At 41.1% G+C, this 14,817-nt stretch carries 15 protein-coding genes; 13 read left to right on the forward strand and 2 right to left on the reverse strand.

The features are described from left to right. Positions 1-110: 110 nt before the first annotated feature. Positions 111-1,586 carry a hypothetical protein gene (locus DWW85_RS07730; RefSeq protein ID WP_117808250.1) on the reverse strand — a complete coding sequence of 492 codons (1,476 nt, stop codon included), beginning with the start codon at positions 1,584-1,586 and terminating at the stop codon, positions 111-113. 668 nt (positions 1,587-2,254) lie between these two features. Here DWW85_RS07730 and DWW85_RS07735 point away from each other — a divergent pair. From DWW85_RS07735 to DWW85_RS07790, 13 genes are all read left to right on the forward strand, one after another. After that, on the forward strand, positions 2,255-3,319 hold the full coding sequence (locus DWW85_RS07735; RefSeq protein ID WP_117808251.1) for an ATP-binding cassette domain-containing protein: 1,065 nt from the start codon (positions 2,255-2,257) through the stop codon (positions 3,317-3,319). After that, positions 3,300-3,962 carry a methionine ABC transporter permease gene (locus DWW85_RS07740; protein ID WP_008402135.1) on the forward strand — a complete coding sequence of 221 codons (663 nt, stop codon included), beginning with the start codon at positions 3,300-3,302 and terminating at the stop codon, positions 3,960-3,962. Before DWW85_RS07735 ends, DWW85_RS07740 begins: the two co-directional genes overlap by 20 nt. A 146-nt stretch (positions 3,963-4,108) precedes the next feature. Further along, a complete protein-coding gene (locus DWW85_RS07745) occupies positions 4,109-4,951 on the forward strand; it encodes a MetQ/NlpA family ABC transporter substrate-binding protein (protein ID WP_117808252.1) in 843 nt (280 codons plus the stop codon). 893 nt (positions 4,952-5,844) lie between these two features. After that, on the forward strand, positions 5,845-6,507 hold the full coding sequence (locus tag DWW85_RS07750; protein WP_117808253.1) for a response regulator transcription factor: 663 nt from the start codon (positions 5,845-5,847) through the stop codon (positions 6,505-6,507). Further along, a complete protein-coding gene (locus tag DWW85_RS07755; protein ID WP_117808254.1) occupies positions 6,504-7,523 on the forward strand; it encodes a sensor histidine kinase in 1,020 nt (339 codons plus the stop codon). The genes DWW85_RS07750 and DWW85_RS07755 overlap by 4 nt, the downstream gene beginning before the upstream one ends. A 398-nt stretch (positions 7,524-7,921) precedes the next feature. Next, positions 7,922-8,689 carry an ABC transporter ATP-binding protein gene (locus DWW85_RS07760; protein WP_117808255.1) on the forward strand — a complete coding sequence of 256 codons (768 nt, stop codon included), beginning with the start codon at positions 7,922-7,924 and terminating at the stop codon, positions 8,687-8,689. Next, positions 8,676-10,742 carry an ABC transporter permease gene (locus tag DWW85_RS07765; protein WP_117808256.1) on the forward strand — a complete coding sequence of 689 codons (2,067 nt, stop codon included), beginning with the start codon at positions 8,676-8,678 and terminating at the stop codon, positions 10,740-10,742. Before DWW85_RS07760 ends, DWW85_RS07765 begins: the two co-directional genes overlap by 14 nt. Positions 10,743-10,823: 81 nt before the next feature. Beyond that, on the forward strand, positions 10,824-11,894 hold the full coding sequence (trpS, locus tag DWW85_RS07770; protein WP_021943426.1) for a tryptophan--tRNA ligase: 1,071 nt from the start codon (positions 10,824-10,826) through the stop codon (positions 11,892-11,894). Positions 11,895-12,025: 131 nt separating this feature from the next. Next, positions 12,026-12,766 carry a hypothetical protein gene (locus DWW85_RS07775; RefSeq protein WP_117808257.1) on the forward strand — a complete coding sequence of 247 codons (741 nt, stop codon included), beginning with the start codon at positions 12,026-12,028 and terminating at the stop codon, positions 12,764-12,766. After that, entirely contained in the window at positions 12,766-12,930 is a 165-nt protein-coding gene (locus DWW85_RS12720; RefSeq protein ID WP_173796748.1) for a hypothetical protein, read from the forward strand. Before DWW85_RS07775 ends, DWW85_RS12720 begins: the two co-directional genes overlap by 1 nt. Then, entirely contained in the window at positions 12,914-13,237 is a 324-nt protein-coding gene (locus DWW85_RS07780; RefSeq protein ID WP_117808258.1) for a cupin domain-containing protein, read from the forward strand. The genes DWW85_RS12720 and DWW85_RS07780 overlap by 17 nt, the downstream gene beginning before the upstream one ends. Positions 13,238-13,266: 29 nt before the next feature. Next, on the forward strand, positions 13,267-13,416 hold the full coding sequence (locus DWW85_RS07785) for a hypothetical protein (RefSeq protein ID WP_330584394.1): 150 nt from the start codon (positions 13,267-13,269) through the stop codon (positions 13,414-13,416). Between the two features lie 39 nt (positions 13,417-13,455). Next, complete coding sequence (locus tag DWW85_RS07790; RefSeq protein WP_117808260.1) at positions 13,456-14,025, forward strand: restriction endonuclease subunit S; 570 nt, start codon at positions 13,456-13,458, stop codon at positions 14,023-14,025. Positions 14,026-14,133: 108 nt separating this feature from the next. Here the strand turns inward: DWW85_RS07790 and DWW85_RS07795 are convergent, their stop codons facing one another. After that, positions 14,134-14,478: a cupin domain-containing protein gene (locus tag DWW85_RS07795; protein ID WP_181986536.1), complete on the reverse strand. Its 345-nt coding sequence runs from the start codon at positions 14,476-14,478 to the stop codon at positions 14,134-14,136. Positions 14,479-14,817: the final 339 nt, after the last annotated feature.

Raw genomic sequence — 14,817 nt, forward strand, 5'->3', positions numbered from 1 at the left:
CCGCCTGTCTATAAATTACCCCTCATATGAATAAAGTGAACATCAAATGATGTAGCTATAAAAACAATTAAATATTATCATGCTGATGTGTAAAAAACCAGAAGTGGCATTTATAAAGTTGAATCTGCCACTCTGCTTTGATTTTCAGAAATCAGCTTTTGTATCTCATTTCTGACAACGGTATTATCTAAAACATAATCTTCAAAATCTACCGAGTGAAAGGTATAGGTTAATGCCTGTATAATATCCGGATCAGATACACAAATGATAAAATCTAGTTCTTTATTTGGAACAAGCAGGGCATACTGATCCGTATATAAAAGAAATGCCCAGTTATCCGATACCGGAATTTTTTCGGTATCAAGGACAAAGAGGTTCCGGTCAAGCCGTGCTTTTAACTGTTCCAGAGCATTGATAATATCCGGCGTATCTGCTTCCACATAGAAACCGGATTCGGAAATCACATGATTCCTTGCAAATTCCCGGATGCCGTCCAATGTGATGCCCTCACTGGCATTCATTTGCTGCATGAAATGAAAATGCTGTTTTAGGGTTTCCGTGAATTCTTCCGGAACATATTTATCAACCAGATCGTCCGTTACCATCAGGCAGGCACCGGGATGCTTCTGGATAAAGATCACTTCTTCTGCAGGAATGGATCTTGCCTGAAACTGTGGAAGCTCCTTCTGGCTGAAGCTGGACAGAAATGGTTCCGCATGGTCAAATACGGAAACGAATTCTTCCCGCATTAATCTGATAAGGCTTGAATCGGTCAACAAGCAACCTTTGTTGGCATCGGCATTTAGCAGGAGACAGGCATCATCCGTTATGATATAGAAAGGAAAAAGTACACCGGAGTTCTTGCTGACTTTTTGTTCATTGGAATAATAGTAAATGTTATAGGTGATGTTGGTTTCTTTTGTAAGAATTGATTCTAACAGAGTAGCAAATCCGTCCAGTTTTTCAGTGATGTCATCCGGTTTCTTTGTTTGAAAATGCAGTATCTGGGAAATTGCTGCATTTTGAAATTTTCCGGAAGCGATAAGTGAGCGAATGCTGGAAAACAGTTTGATCCGTGATGACAGGTCGAACGGAAGTGATACCTGTAAATGATTGTTTTCTTTTTTGCTGGCGTGTATTAAGAATTTAGTCAGACCACAGATGATCTCATCCGTGGAGTGATAAAGTATAGTTCCTGTGGCAGCCTGTGACTGATCTGTATCAATCGGATTGTCAGGTAGTTTATTTTGTAATTCCTGTGAGCGGGAAGGTGTCTGGTTGTTAGATGCATTGGCGTCTATATATGGAGAACCGATCACCCTCAGACATTTCTCTGTGAATTTCAGGTAATGATAATTGGTCTCGCCCAGCCGTTCCAGATAAAAGGCATCATATAAAGCCATCTCATCGGCAGCAGATATATTAAGCTGGCGGATAATACTTGTAATCTGATCTTTTGTGGGAATACGTTTGCCGCTCAAGATCTGATAGAAGCTTGAACGGTCGATCCCGGTTTCATTGATCAGAGAATTTTTCGTTACGGATTGCGAATCGATGATTGAATTTAATAATGAATGAAATGACATGCAGTTATACCGGCAATAACTTTAGATTAGTAAAACATGGAAGTAAATATGTAATGTTAAGCCGATCTTCCTCCTAACAATAGTATTTACATCTGTATAGTTTAACTGAAAACGTAATATGTGTCAACATCATTGCGTGTAACAAGAGAAGACAAGTGTAGTTTTCTACTGATTCAACAAGAACTGGGAGTATAAATCATACTGCATATTTGTTGGCTATAAGAAAAACTTATAACCAGTCAAATATATATCCTATAACTTAAATAGGATATAATGGTTGACAACCGGAAAAACGGACGCTATAATCATGAAACATGGAAGGAACAAAACAGATAAAACATATCAACATAGTATGAAAAAGTTCCTGAGAATAAATCACAGAGAATTTACAAGGAGGATAAGCATATGGGCTCAGAAAGAATCATGACAACTGCAAAGAACAATATGTGTTGCTGCCGGATGATGTGTGATTGTATGGCGTTTATTTCATATGCTTTGAACACCTGATTTGTTAGATATATAGTATTGTTTATCATATAACAAAGGGCAGTTGTCATAAGCATATGATGACTGCCTTTTGTTATGCGGCAGCATGGTATCTATTACATGGATAAAGTAGAAGACTGTCTGATTTATAATAGGAAAAGAACTTGAAAGGGGAGAACAATATGGCAATTATTCAGATTGAGCATGTGTCGAAGACGTTTCAGACCAAAGACGGAACGATTGATGCTTTAAAGGATGTATCACTGAATATTGAAGCCGGCGACATTTATGGAATCATCGGAATGTCCGGTGCAGGAAAAAGTACCCTGGTACGATGTATCAATCATATAGAAGTACCGACATTGGGAACGGTCGTGGTACAGGATAAGGAGCTTGGTGGTCTGTCAGATAAAGAGCTTCGTAAACAGAGAGAACATATCGGTATGATCTTCCAGCATTTTAATCTGCTGATGCAGAAATCGGTTCTTGATAATGTATGTTTTCCACTGTTCATTCAGGGAAAATCAAAGGCAGAGGCGAGAAAAAAGGCATATGAGCTGTTAGAGATCGTTGGTTTGCGGGATCGTGCAAAAGCATATCCTTCACAGTTGTCCGGTGGACAGAAGCAGAGAGTTGCGATCGCAAGAGCACTTGCATCCGATCCACAGATCCTGCTTTGTGATGAGGCAACCAGTGCACTTGATCCACAGACAACATCGTCGATTCTGGAACTGTTAAAGGATATCAACCAGAGATTTGGAATTACGATCGTTGTGATCACTCACCAGATGGCAGTTGTCCGTGAGATCTGTAATCAGGTAGCGATCATGAAGGATGGTCAGGTCGTTGAGTATGGCAGAACGATTGATATCTTTAATCATCCAAAGTCCGAAGTAGCCAGAGAGCTGTTACAGAAGGACGAAGGAAATGCTACAGAGCCGAAGTCATTAAAGACGACTGACCGCATAAAGAATGGAACCAGAATTCGAATCGTATACACGGAGAATTCAGCATTTGAACCGGTAATTGCAAATATGATCCTGACATTTAAGGAGCCGGTCAATATCTTAAAAGCAGCGACAAAGAATGTCGGAGGAGTGGCAAAGGGTGAAATGATACTTGAGCTTCCGAAGGGTTCGACAAATGTTGCAGCGATGGAACAGTACCTGAAAGAACGGGGACTGGAGCTTGAAGAATTAAGTAACAATGTGGATGGAGGTGAGGAACATGTGGACAGAGCAAATTAGAGAAATGATCTTAAATGGTATCTTAGAGACACTTTATATGACAGTTGTTTCTACATTGTTTGGATATGTATTCGGACTTCCGATGGGCGTGCTCCTCTGTATCAGCGATAAAGACGGACTGAAACCGCATCCGGTTTTGTATAAGATTCTTGATTTTATCGCAAATATCGTTCGAAGCGTACCATTCCTGATCCTGTTGATCTTATTGATCCCATTTACCAGATTTCTTCTTGGTAAGAGTTACGGATCGACAGCAACGATCGTACCGCTTACGGTAGCAGCTATTCCGTTTATCGCAAGAATGGTAGAGTCATCCTTGAAGGAAGTTGACAACGGAGTTGTTGAGGCTGCCCGCGCGATGGGTGCTGGAACGATGCGGATCATCCTTCGTGTGCTCCTTGTAGAAGCAAGAACATCGCTGATCACCGGAGCAACGATCGCGATCGGAACCATCCTTGGTTATTCTGCGATGGCAGGTGCAGTCGGAGGTGGTGGACTTGGTGATATCGCAGTCCGCTATGGATATTACAGATACCAGACAGATATCATGATCGTGACAGTTATCTTACTGATCGTGATCGTTCAGATCTTCCAGTCAGTCGGAATGCTGATCGCAAACCGATTAGACCGGAGAAAATCATAATCAGATAAACCCTGACCATGACAGCCGGATCAGTACCGGAACGTTATTGGCGGTTTACAAACAGATGTCAGGAAAGTGCACACCGGGCATCCGATATATAAAAATGAAAATAAAAAAGGAAAAATAAAGAAAGAGAGGAATCTTCCATGAAAAAGACATTTAAAAAATTATTAGCACTTACATTAACAGGCGTATTAGTAGCAGGAGCCCTTTCAGGCTGCGGCAAGAAAGAAGATAAAGACAGCAAAACAAATTCAAAGACAATTACGATTGCAGCATCTGCAACACCACATGCTGAGATTCTTGAGTATGCAAAGACAGCATTAAAGGAAAAAGGATATGATCTTCAGGTTACAGTATTTGATGATTATGTAAAGCCAAATGAAGTTGTAGAAAGCGGCGAGTTCGATGCAAACTACTTCCAGCATGTTCCATATCTTGAGAGCTTCAATAAAGAAAAAGGTACACATCTTGTAGTTGCAGGCAAGATCCACTATGAGCCATTCGGTATCTATCCGGGTACAAAGAAAAGCTTAGATGAGATCGCTGACGGTGATTCTATCGCAGTCCCGAATGATACAACAAATGAAGCAAGAGCCCTTCTGTTATTACAGGACAACGGAATCATCAAGTTAAAGGATGGCGCAGGTATCAATGCAACTGTTAATGATATCGAAGAAAACCCACACAATGTAGAAATCGTTGAACTTGAGGCAGCACAGGTTGCCAGAGTTGTAAACGAGACAGCGTATGTCGTTTTAAATGGTAACTATGCACTTGCAGCAGGCTTCTCAGTAGGAAAAGATGCTCTTGCATATGAGCAGAATGATTCAGAAGCAGCTAAGACCTATGTAAACGTTATCGCTGTTAAGGAAGGTAACGAAAACAACGAAGCAATCAAGGCACTCGTAGACGTATTAAAGTCTGACGATGTAAAGAACTACATCAAAGAAACTTACGATGGAGCAGTTCTTCCTTACGAAGAGTAAGCCGCTCGCATCCCGTAATAAAATACCCTGAGACAGATATGGTGAAAAACTCATTTCGTATTCTATAAAGTTCGTGCACTGATTTGTCAGCAGTCGCCCTAACTCACCCTGATGGGTTCAGACAAGGGCTTGGTGCTGACAGTTAGCACAAACTTTATCACGAATACTACATGAATGTTTTTCACCATATCTGTTTCAGGGCTTTTTTATTACGGGACGCTAGTTGCATTTCAGTCATGTGAGCTGAATAGAATATGTAATGTTTTCTTCTTAGCTGCCTAATGGCTTTTTTGTATCATAAATTGTTGTGCTACATTTCTACTTCCTGTAAGGAAGAGCTGCAGTTAGTAATAATAGACATAGGCAAAGCTTTACGGTGTTAGTTGGTATATACTTTAGAGCACAGACTTTAAGGAATGTATTTGCGATATTCACTTCAATTTCGTGGTTGTGAGATGCTGGTCCGTTGGTCTTTCTTGCGAGAAACAGAAAACTATAATAACAATCCAAACAAGAAAAAGGAATTAGGCAAATAAGAAGAAAAATATTCATAGTATTTTTGTAATGAAGCTTGCGCTAACTGTCAGCACCAAGCCCTTGTCTGAACCCTTTAGGGTGAGTTAGGGCGACTGCTGACAAATCAGTGCGCAAGCTGAATAAAAAATACATGAATTTTTCTCTTATTGCTCTAATGGCTTTTTATAGTTTGGATTGTTAATAGTAATTATTCCTCGCAAAAAAGACCAACGGGCTAGCATCTTGTAATAAAATACCCTGAAACAAATATGGTGAAAAATTTTGGGGGTATGCTATAATGATGCCGACAGGCAGCTGGGCAGTGTGGCTGCCTGTTGGGTAAATATAGGCGATAAAAGGAGCCGGTAGAGAGCGTTATGAAAAAGATTTTTATTGTGGAAGATGATAAGAGCATATGCATGGAGCTTGTTGAGATTTTGGAGAACGAAGGCTATGCAGCATCCTATCTGACTGATTTTGAACATTCAAAAGAGAAGATTCTGGCAGCGAGGGCAGATCTGATTTTGATGGATATTAATATTCCGGGCATAAATGGCAGAAATCTATTAAAGGAGATTCGGAAGGAATCGGATATCCCGGTTATCATGGTGACTAGTCGTACATCAGAGATGGACGAGGTTCTGTCGATGAGCTATGGGGCAGATGATTTTATCACGAAGCCGTATAATCCGACGATCCTGTTGCTGCGGATCGCAGCAGTGCTGAAACGGATGGAGGGAAGCCAGAATGCAGCATCCTATCGTGGAGCAGAGGTGAATTTCAGCAAAGGGACAATCCGGCTTGGTGAGAAAGAACAGGTTCTGACGAAGAATGAGATGATCATTTTCCAACGGTTGTTAAGCAGTAAGGACAAGATCGTATCCAGAGATGAGATCATGACAGATCTCTGGGATAATGAAGAATATGTAAATGATAATGCACTTACGGTTAATATCAGCAGGCTTCGGACAAAGCTTGCGGAGCTTGGACTGCCGGATGCGATCGAGACAAGAAAGAAACAGGGGTATCGTCTGATATGAGAATTTGGGAATATATAAAAGATAAAGCGGGTATTCTGATCGGTTATCTGTTATTTATAGCGATCATGTTAATTGCTTTTCGTGCGATGCGGACACCAGGGGAGCTGACGGTGATCTTTCTTGTGCTGACAGTTTTGCTTCTGGTAACTGTCATATTAACAGACTATATAAAACGCAGACATTTCTATAATTCCCTTTATGCACATATGGAGCAGTTGGATCAGAAATATCTGGTCATGGATACGTTAGAGGAGCCGGGTTTCTATGAGGGAAAGCTGGTCTATGAGGCGTTATATGAGATCAACAAATCCATGACAGAGCATGTGAAGGAGTACCGGCAGAGTGTAGATGATTTCAAGGATTTTATCGAAATATGGGTGCATGAGATCAAACTGCCGATTGCAAGTCTGGTATTGATGTGTCACAATAATCAGGATAAGATACCGAAGAAATACGAAGATCAGGTGAACCGTCTGGATGCATATGCCGATCAGGTGCTGTATTATGTCCGGGCAGAGCATGCGAGCAAAGATTATCGGTTTGATTCAGTACGAATCAAGTCGGTTGTGAATAAAGTGGCGTTGAAGAATAAAGATATGTTGCTGGAGAGTGACATTTGTCTGGATGTGCATGACGTTGATGTCAGCGTTACGACAGATGCCAAATGGCTGGAATTCATGATAAACCAGATCATGAGCAACAGCATCAAATATATGAAGCCGGGTGAGAATCGGCAGATCCAGATCTGGACGACAAAAGCAGGTGATGATATCACACTCCATATCAGAGATAATGGAATCGGAATTTCCGAAGCAGACCTTCCTCGCGTTTGCGAAAAATCGTTCACCGGTGAGAACGGACGCCGTTTTGCCAAGTCAACAGGTATGGGCTTATATATCGTAAAAGGTCTGTGCGACCAGCTAGGACATCATCTTACGATCACTTCCAAAGAAAATATCGGAACAGACGTCGCTGTAACCTTTGGCGGAAACGACTATTATCTGGTGGATGAATAAAACTATACTTTACCATGTGCCCCTTATCTGACAGACAGATAAAGAATGCCCAATGTCTTAACCTTACAAAACTGTAACCTTCTGTAACATAAGAAAAACGACACTCTCCCTTGAAAACGATATACTCACACTTGTAAACAGGAGATGAGGTGTTGACAGGATCAACAGCTCTTAACTCAGTTATTAATAGAAAATGGTGTGTGGGTAAATCGTTTTAGTATTTCGTGGATGTTTTTATGGGGCTGTTGTTCTGACAGTGAGCAATACCTAAAATCCATAGAGCAGCCGACTGAGTGTTCTGCTATCCTGTGCCATGTCGTCGGAGCAATGGTCACAAAAAACATGTAAGTGTTACCTGAACGATTTAGTCACACACCGAATAGCAAGGAGAGATAAAAGTGGAAACAATTTTAAAGATTGAGAATATCGAAAAGTATTACGGCAACAAATCCAACATTACAAAAGCCATTGATAACATTTCATTTAGTGTAGAAAAAGGTGAGTACGTTGCGATCATGGGAGCATCCGGAAGTGGAAAGACGACACTGCTTAACTGCATTTCCACCATAGACCGTGTCAGCAGCGGTCATATCTATGTAGGAAGAGATGATATCACAAAGCTTCGCGGCAACCAGTTGAACCGCTTCCGCCGGGAAGAACTGGGATTTATCTTTCAGGATTTCAACCTGTTAGATACACTGACAGCATATGAGAACATTGCACTGGCGTTATCGATACAGAACACGCCTGCGAAGAAGATTGACGAAAAGATAAAGAAGATCGCAAAGGACCTTGCAATCGAAGAAGTTCTGAATAAATATCCATATCAGATGTCCGGGGGACAGAAACAGAGAGTGGCATCTGCGAGAGCGATCATTACGAACCCGAAGCTGATCCTTGCCGATGAACCGACCGGAGCACTGGATTCCAAATCCGCAAAGCTGTTGCTTGAAAGTCTGAAACATCTGAATGAAGAACTGTCAGCTACGATCCTGATGGTAACACATGATTCCTTTACCGCAAGTTATGCCAGTCGCATCCTGTTCATCAAGGACGGTAAAATATTCCATGAGCTTCGCCGTGGAGCAGACAGCCGAAAAGAATTCTTCAACAAGATCATAGATGTCGTAACTTTGCTTGGAGGTGACTTAAATGACGCTCTTTAAGTTATCCCTTAGTAATATGAAGAAAAGCCTGAAGGACTATGCAATCTATTTCTTTACATTGGTTCTTGGCGTAGCAATCTTCTATATTTTTAATGCGATCGAGACACAGACGGCGATGATGAGGATCTCCAAAGATACCAGAGAAATTGTAGAGCTGATGGCAAATATCATTTCCGGTGTCAGCGTATTCATTGCATTTGTGCTTGGTTTCCTGATCATATATGCCAGCCGATTCCTGATGAAACGGCGTAACAAAGAATTTGGATTGTATCTGCTGCTTGGAATGGGCAAATGGAAGGTGTCAAAGATGCTGTTTATCGAGACACTGATCATCGGTCTGGTTTCACTTGGCGTTGGGCTTCTTTCCGGTATCGGGATTTCCCAGCTTACCAGTCTGTTAGTTGCAAATATGTTTGAAGCGGATATGTCTTCTTATAATTTTGTATTTTCAAGTTCTGCATTTGTAAAGACCTGTTTCTATTTTGCTATCATCTATGTGGTTGTGATCCTGTTTAATACGATCGCGATCGGACGCTGCAAATTGATCGACCTGTTCCAGAGGGGAAGAAAATCAGAGACTGTTAAGATGAAAAATCCGTGGATATCGGTATTTGTATTTCTTCTTTCCGTAGCAGGACTTGGATATGCATATTACTATATTAATTCAAATACAACAGATCTCTATATGAAAGATATCTATTTCTGTATCGGACTTGGATGTGTCTGCACATTTTTGTTTTTCTGGTCGATTTCCGGTATGTTGTTCCGGTTAGTTTCTTCCGTGAAGCGTGTTTATTATAAAGGACTGAATTCATTTGTCATCCGTCAGATGAGCAGTCGTGTAAATACAAATGTACTGTCAATCTCGATCATTTGTATTATGTTATTTGTTACGATCTGCGTGCTGACTTCGGCGCTTACGATCCGAAATGGTTTGAATGAGGGGTTAAGAAGGTATGCTACCGTTGATGTAAATATTACCAGACAGGTAAGAAGTTCTGATTATGATGTTGCAGCCGGTAAGGGTGCGGATGAGGATGCTTACTATGATCCGACGTGGGATAAACGCGATATTTGCGATATATATAAGGAACATGGAATTGATTTGCCGTCTATGTTTTCAGCCTATGAAGATGTGTATATATATTCACTGCCGGATTGCACATACGGGGATACATTCAGTGAACAGGCAAAGGATGCGTTCCTTGGTGACCAGCCGATGTATGGCATGATGGATATCATGGAAAATGTCATGACAGTGTCCGATTATAATCGTGTGGCAAAGCTGTGTGGTTTTGAAACTGTGTCGATCAAAGATGATGAATATGGAATCGTGGCGAATTATAAGCAGATGGTGACATACAGAGATATGTCATTGCAGGCCGGTATGCTGATTCAGGTAAATGGTTATGAACTGAAGCCGGGAATGAGCAAATGTCAAGCCGGTGATATTCAGATTTCTACACAGGCCATTAATATCGGTATCATTATTGTGCCGGATGGGGTGCTTGCCGGAGTAACTCCGATCTCTGAAAGCTTGCTTGCAATCTATAATACGACCGATACGGATAAGATCATGGCGAGAAATGAACATATCAATCTGGATGATGACCCGGATGTCAGGCTGAGTCTGAATACAAAAGAAAAGGTAAAAGCTGCCAGTATTGGACTGGGTGCGATCGCATCCTTTATCGGCTTATATATTGGAATGATCTTCCTGATCTCCGGCGCAGCTATCCTCGCATTAAAGGAATTGTCAGAAAGCACCGATAATGTGGAACGATATAAGATGCTTCGAAAACTAGGGGTGGATCAGAAGATGATCAATCATGCGTTATTTGCACAGATGGGTCTGTTCTTCCTGTTCCCGCTTGCACTTGCAGTCATTCATTCGATATTTGGATTGAAATTCAGCAGACAGATTCTTTCACTGATGGGAACCGATGACATGGGAGCAGCCATGCTTATGACCGTTGTTGTTCTGGTTGTGATCTATGGCGGATATTTCCTGATCACCTATTTCAGTGGCAGAAAGATCATCAGTGAGCAGTAGGGTTTCCTTGACGGTAACAGTATCTCGCGGTATAATTGGGGGCAGGATTATCGAACGAAGAAATGAAGGAGACTTTTTAAGATGAGTAGAATTATTTTAACCGGTGACCGCCCTACAGGACGACTTCACGTTGGACATTATGTTGGTTCCCTTTCTGAGCGTGTAAAGCTTCAGAATTCAGGAAACTATGACGAGATATATATAATGATCGCAGATGCACAGGCACTTACAGATAATGCCGAGCATCCGGAGAAGGTGAGACAGAACATTATCCAGGTTGCACTTGATTATCTGGCATGTGGGATCGATCCTGAGAAATCAACGATCTTCATTCAGTCCATGGTTCCGGAACTGACAGAATTATCTTTCTATTATATGAATCTCGTTACAGTATCTCGTGTACAGAGAAATCCTACTGTAAAATCCGAGATCAAGATGCGTAATTTTGAAGCAAGTATTCCGGTTGGATTCTTCTGCTATCCGATCAGTCAGGCAGCAGATATCACGGCTTTCCGTGCAACAGAAGTGCCGGTTGGTGAAGATCAGCTTCCTATGCTGGAACAGTGCAAGGAGATCGTTCACAAATTCAATTCCGTATATGGCGAAACCCTGACAGATCCTGAGATTGTATTACCGTCTAACAAAGCATGTCTCAGACTTCCGGGTATCGATGGAAAAGCAAAGATGAGCAAATCTCTTGGCAACTGCATCTATCTTTCCGATGAAGCAGATGAAGTAAAGAAGAAGGTTATGTCCATGTATACAGATCCAAATCATATCCGTGTGGAGGATCCGGGACAGATCGAGGGAAATTCCGTATTTACATATCTGGATGCGTTCTGTCGTCCGGAGCATTTTGAACAGTTCCTGCCGGATTATAAGAATCTGGATGAACTGAAGGAGCATTATAGCCGTGGTGGTCTTGGTGATGTTAAGGTGAAAAAGTTCCTGAACAATGTATTACAGTCAGAGCTTACACCGATCCGTGAACGTCGTAAGATGTGGGAGAGCCGTATTCCGGATGTCCTTGACATCTTAAAGGCAGGAAGCGAGGCTGCACAGAAGAAAGCAGCAGCAACTCTTCATGATGTACGTTCTGCTATGAAGATCAATTACTTTGATGCAGACGGGCTGGAGAATGATTATAAATAAAATTGACAGACATAAGAGGACGGTCGTGAAAACGGCCGTCCTTTTGTTGTACAGCAAAAAGTTGGAAAAGTTGCAAAAAACATGTACAATAAGGATGGAAAAGTTACAGAATATATGGGGAGACACCGGATATGAAAAAGACGATTTTATTATTAGGGGCAGTTGGAGTGCTTATGATGACAGGGTGTGCCGATGAAGGTATCACGACAGATTATGGAGAATGGGTAGCTACATCCGAATACAGTATGGATGGAACAACTGAGAATTACCGGACAATAGAAGTAGATGCGACAGCGGAGAAGACAGAAGCGGCATCAGAAAAAGAAATGGAGGGAAGTTCAGATCATATGAATACACAGAAAAAAGACAGCACAACAGAAAAGACAGATGGGACAGAGGAAGCGAGATATTCGTGCGAGAATTATACATTTTATAGAGTAAATGATGATGTGGACCTGGCAGGCAGTTATTTGTTGTTAAATGTATATGAGGACGAAGCACTTGCAGAATATCATGGTCTGTTTATTGGTCAGATCGTTACATTATTTGGCGATAAGGAGACAACCGAGAATAATGAGGAGTTACTGGACTATACGATCGCGGCAGAAGATAAGGATGGTAAGGTGATCTATCTGACTTTATATTATGGGGCGTCAGGACCGGCAATCGGTGGCTTTGATGGTGACGAATATATGGCGGCTGCAGAAGAGCTGGAGAAGCTTGTCAGAACGACAGAACCGATTGACTATGAGTGCACCAGTGTCTATGAGGATCTCGGCATGACAATTCGAATGGGCACCAGAAATGGACGGGGCTTTTATGAAACCGAGATGCCGGAAGGTATGGAAGACTTTTATAATGATATGTATTAATGAAAGACAATCGGATAAAAAGAAAACTGTATGAAACACATACAATAAGGTATAATGAATACAGACAGATTAATGCATATATAAGACAGTGGATTGATAATGGAAAAGAAATAAAAAATAATTTTGAAAGCGAAAGGACAAAGAAATATGTACAAGAATATTGAAAAAAAGACAAAATTATTATTAAAGGATCAGGTAGAATATCAGGAGGGACAGGTAGTTAGCAAGACACTCGTTCAGAATGACTATGTAAGCGTGACTGTTTTCTCATTTGACAAAGGCGAGGAAATCTCTACACATGCATCCGGCGGAGATGCAATGGTAACTGTCCTTGATGGTACAGGACGTTTTACCGTAGGCGGTGAGATATTCATCTTAACAGAGGGTGAGACACTCATTATGCCAAAGGATGTTCCACATGCTGTATATGGCGAAGAACAGTTCAAGATGTTATTGACTGTATCTTTCTAAGCCTGAATTATTTGGGAGATTTTGTTGTTATGGATATTGAAATCTACAATCGTTGGGAAAAGATGTTGAAATTAAGAGAGGAACTGCTTGCTGTTGATGAAGACAGAATGGCTGGAAGAAAAGGCTATATGCTTGATGAACTGGATGTATACCTTGATAATGTGATTGGAGAAGTATAGTATATGTGGACTATATGACTAAACTATAAATTTGTCGAAATGTTCGGGGATGAGAAAAGATATCCTTCAAAATCTATAGCTGAGGTAGCTAATATTTGTAGAGGGGCTTCTCCAAGACCAATATCAGATTATTTGACTGAAGATGTAAATGGAGTAAATTGGATAAAAATTGGTGATATATCAATTGATGATATATATGTCACACATACGGCTGAAAAAATCACTAAGGAAGGAGCCAAAAAATCAAGGTATGTTACACCAGGGGATTTTATTCTTTCAAATTCCATGTCATTTGGTAGACCATATATTCTAGGTATTGAAGGATGCGTTCATGATGGTTGGTTGATAATATCTGATTATCAAGAATCATTAAACACATTATTCTTTTATTATGAGTTGAGAGCAAATCAAGTGCAGTCTCAGTTTAATGCTTTAGCAAATGGTACAACTGTGGAAAATCTTAATACAGATCTTGTTAAGGGTGTTAATATAATTGTTCCATCTATTGAATTACAAAATGAGTTTGCTGATTATGCTCAGTTTTGCGACAAATTGAAATTTGAAGTACAAAAATTAGTAAAAAATCACTTGAAATATATATATATATAAAATTTCCACTAGAGTAAATCGATACTCTAGTGGAACCATTATACTTTTGAGTTTTGCTTGAAGACATTCAAAAGCGGGTTTTCTTATAATCTCTAAGTGAAGGCTTCCTTAAGCATCCTCTTTTGTGTATTCCACAGTTCCAAACGGATGATGTGGTGGGGCGTAAATGGTAGACAGCCTGAACGGACATTTGCCTGTGTTCTTGATGTTGTGCCATGTTCTGGCAGGAACGAATACGGCATCACCTTTACACATACGCTGCTCACAGTTCAGATTGTGTGGGCAGTTTCCTGTCATGACCATAGCATTTCCTTTTTCAACACGGATGAGCTGATCCATGTCCGGATGAAGTTTTGCACCGATATCGCGGCAAGGCGGAATGCTCATTAAGGTCATTTGCAAATGACAGCCGGTCCAGAGTGCCGTACGATAGCACTTATTCTGCTCTGCCATTTCCTGAATATTTGTTACCTGTCTCCCCTGCTGCCTCCCACGCCCCCCCTGCTGTAAGTACATTGCGAGTATTTCGTCGTGAGCTGCACATTGCCAGTAAATACGGGTGCGTGTCTGAGCCGAAGGCGAGTTCGCACAGGAGTATTTACGAATAAGGCATGTGAAGCGAACAGAAAACGCAGCAAGTACTTACAGCAGGGGGGCGTGGGAGGCGGCAGGGGAGACAGGCAGGAGGGCAGAATTGCCCCGTGTAAAAATTGTTAGAAAATTTTTCTAATTTCAAGAAAATTCTGTGAAATGGCTTGTATTTCATACTTCCTGCGGTAAAATATAGATAGG

This window comes from Clostridium sp. AF17-21AC (assembly GCF_003461365.1).
Lineage (GTDB): Bacteria > Bacillota > Clostridia > Lachnospirales > Lachnospiraceae > Coprococcus > Coprococcus ammoniilyticus.

What these genes read in the sequence shown, in the direction of transcription:
- DWW85_RS07730 (WP_117808250.1), bottom strand. Translation starts at nt 1,586, where the DNA reads ATGTCATTTCATTCATTATTAAATTCAATCATCGATTCGCAATCCGTA.
- DWW85_RS07735 (WP_117808251.1), top strand. Translation starts at nt 2,255, where the DNA reads ATGGCAATTATTCAGATTGAGCATGTGTCGAAGACGTTTCAGACCAAA.
- DWW85_RS07740 (WP_008402135.1), top strand. Translation starts at nt 3,300, where the DNA reads ATGTGGACAGAGCAAATTAGAGAAATGATCTTAAATGGTATCTTAGAG.
- DWW85_RS07745 (WP_117808252.1), top strand. Translation starts at nt 4,109, where the DNA reads ATGAAAAAGACATTTAAAAAATTATTAGCACTTACATTAACAGGCGTA.
- DWW85_RS07750 (WP_117808253.1), top strand. Translation starts at nt 5,845, where the DNA reads ATGAAAAAGATTTTTATTGTGGAAGATGATAAGAGCATATGCATGGAG.
- DWW85_RS07755 (WP_117808254.1), top strand. Translation starts at nt 6,504, where the DNA reads ATGAGAATTTGGGAATATATAAAAGATAAAGCGGGTATTCTGATCGGT.
- DWW85_RS07765 (WP_117808256.1), top strand. Translation starts at nt 8,676, where the DNA reads ATGACGCTCTTTAAGTTATCCCTTAGTAATATGAAGAAAAGCCTGAAG.
- trpS (WP_021943426.1), top strand. Translation starts at nt 10,824, where the DNA reads ATGAGTAGAATTATTTTAACCGGTGACCGCCCTACAGGACGACTTCAC.
- DWW85_RS07775 (WP_117808257.1), top strand. Translation starts at nt 12,026, where the DNA reads ATGAAAAAGACGATTTTATTATTAGGGGCAGTTGGAGTGCTTATGATG.
- DWW85_RS12720 (WP_173796748.1), top strand. Translation starts at nt 12,766, where the DNA reads ATGAAAGACAATCGGATAAAAAGAAAACTGTATGAAACACATACAATA.
- DWW85_RS07780 (WP_117808258.1), top strand. Translation starts at nt 12,914, where the DNA reads ATGTACAAGAATATTGAAAAAAAGACAAAATTATTATTAAAGGATCAG.
- DWW85_RS07785 (WP_330584394.1), top strand. Translation starts at nt 13,267, where the DNA reads ATGGATATTGAAATCTACAATCGTTGGGAAAAGATGTTGAAATTAAGA.
- DWW85_RS07790 (WP_117808260.1), top strand. Translation starts at nt 13,456, where the DNA reads ATGTTCGGGGATGAGAAAAGATATCCTTCAAAATCTATAGCTGAGGTA.
- DWW85_RS07795 (WP_181986536.1), bottom strand. Translation starts at nt 14,478, where the DNA reads ATGGCAGAGCAGAATAAGTGCTATCGTACGGCACTCTGGACCGGCTGT.